The sequence below is a fragment of the Mesorhizobium sp. M1406 genome (assembly GCF_040317555.1).
Classification (GTDB): domain Bacteria; phylum Pseudomonadota; class Alphaproteobacteria; order Rhizobiales; family Rhizobiaceae; genus Mesorhizobium.
In genome coordinates this window covers 1-1,558 of sequence record NZ_JAMYKW010000153.1, presented here as the reverse complement: position 1 = coordinate 1,558, position 1,558 = coordinate 1, and the positions used below count along the sequence as shown (strand labels likewise).

Below are 1,558 nucleotides of genomic sequence, written 5' to 3'. Positions count from 1 at the left end.
TCGGTGCTGCAGCCGGGTCACTCAACGGCGCGCCATCATCATGCGCCGGATTCGTCAGTGGTTGATCTGAATCCCCCCGCACCGTTCGAGTTGCGTGACCATGCTCGTTCTGTGCCGGCGGCGGTGCAGCCAGATCCTCCAATAGTGGTCTCCGACGGTCGCGGCTGCAAGCGTCCTCTCTATTCCAACGATGCGACCGTTGTCGAAGGGCTGAGGTCAGCCTACGCGGGTAAGGCCAAGGAGCGCACGGTCACGGACCATGTAAATTCTCTTCTCGGCTTTGGTCGTTGGCTCTTTGCTAATAACAAGCCGGGATTTGCTGCTCGGCTTGACGATCCGTTGCTGGATCAGGATCTCAAGGAGTACCAGCGCGAGAGTGGCTCCTCGAATGTGGCTGTGGCACTGGGTCGTCTCAAGACGTGGGCGGGCGGAGCGCCAGTGAGGGACCGCCCTGCCCTGAATCCCGACCCTGCCGACGCCGTGCTCATCAAAGAGTACACAGCGGCTCTCATCAAAGAGCACAAAGAAGCGCCTGCGACCGGGCTGAATCCCAAAACCATTGAGGCCTATGGATCTGCTCTTAGACGTTTCAGTCAATACCTGGTTGAAAACAAAAAGCCGGGGATTGCGGCTCGGCTTCACGAGGGGTCGCTGGATGAAGATGCCAAACGCTATAAGGACTCCAGTGGTGACCGGAGGATGGCTGCACTAGCTCATCTCCGGAAGTCCGCACCCGGGCGCGAAAAAATTGCCCTTGCTGCTCGTCGGGAAGACGTAGTCGGCATGGAGGCTCGTGCCATTGGGGACGCCGCTGCGCAGCACAGCGGGCCGCAGAAGGCATTGGGTCGGCCAGAGTATCTCCCTGGGAAAGCTAAGCAGCTGAGCGAGATCGGCAATTCAGGCGCTCGCGTGCTGATGCAGGCCCCCACCCATCAAGTGGGTGCATTGCCATGGGAAGCGCAGCCCATGATGCAAGGGAGCGGACAAGAACACGCCGCGGCACTGCATACCGGAGGCAGTGGGTCGATGCCAGGTGCCTCGGTGCTGCAGCCGGGTCACTCAACGGCGCGCCATCATCATGCGCCGGATTCGTCAGTGGTTGATCTGAATCCCCCCGCACGGGTCGAGTTGCGTGACCATGCTCGTTCTGTGCCGGCGGCGGTGCAGCCAGATCCTCCAATAGTGGTCTCCGGTCACGACAAGGGTCCTCTTTATTCCAACGATGCGACCGTTGTCGAAGGGCTGAGGTCAGCTTACGCGGGGGCCAGCCGGCGCACGGTCACGCGCTACGCAAATTCTCTTTCCGGCTTTGGTCATTGGCTCGTTAAAAACAACAAGCCGGGATTTGCTGCTCGGCTTGACGATCCGTTGCTGGATCAGGATCTCAAGGAGTACCAGCGCGAGAGTGGCTCCTCGAACGTGGCTGTGGCACTGGGTCGTCTCAAGACGTGGGCGGGCGGAGCGCCAGTGGTGGACCGCCCTGTCCGGAATCCCTACCCTGCCGACGCCGCGCTCATCAGAGATTACACAGCGGCTCTCATCAAAGAGTACAAAGAAG

1 pseudogene is annotated in these 1,558 nt (G+C 60.5%); it reads left to right on the top strand.

What is annotated here, in order from left to right:
* Nucleotides 1–57 precede the first annotated feature (57 nt).
* Nucleotides 58–1,558: pseudogene (locus NKH03_RS34655) on the top strand (hypothetical protein); the annotation flags it as partial.